We start from the raw sequence: 398 nt of genomic DNA on the forward strand, positions 1-398 counted from the left end.
TGATGCTTGCGAAGCCTGGAATGGGTGTCGACGAGGCATTCTCAATAGTTGGGAACGAACAAAATCGGTTGCTGGCTATGCTGAACCGTCGTCGAATTCAAAACGAAAACGTTGGATGAAAACACGGTGTCGCATGCAGAAGTCTCTTGAGGGGATCACCGTCGTTGCCGTGGAGCAGGCGGTTGCTGCGCCTTACGCTTCGTCTCGCCTTGCTGATGCCGGCGCCCGGGTGATCAAGATCGAGAGGCCCGAAGGGGATTTTGCCAGAAATTACGACAAGTTGGTGCGGGAACAGAGCGCTTACTTCGTCTGGCTCAACCGGGGTAAGGAGTCGGTCTGTCTGGACCTGAGGTCGGAGGCGGACCGCGCCGTCCTGGACACGCTCGTTGCCAGTGCTG

2 protein-coding genes are annotated in these 398 nt (G+C 57.3%); both read left to right on the forward strand.

All coding sequences use genetic code 11. The annotated features are described in order from the left end of the window. Positions 1–119: hypothetical protein (locus EN857_RS33455; protein WP_135897684.1), on the forward strand; the 119-nt coding region annotated here is incomplete at its 5' end. Positions 120–133: 14 nt separating this feature from the next. Then, positions 134–398: CoA transferase (locus EN857_RS33460; protein WP_189522827.1), on the forward strand; the 265-nt coding region annotated here is incomplete at its 3' end.

The sequence above is a fragment of the Mesorhizobium sp. M4B.F.Ca.ET.214.01.1.1 genome (assembly GCF_004791545.1).
In the GTDB taxonomy this organism is placed as follows: domain Bacteria; phylum Pseudomonadota; class Alphaproteobacteria; order Rhizobiales; family Rhizobiaceae; genus Mesorhizobium; species Mesorhizobium abyssinicae.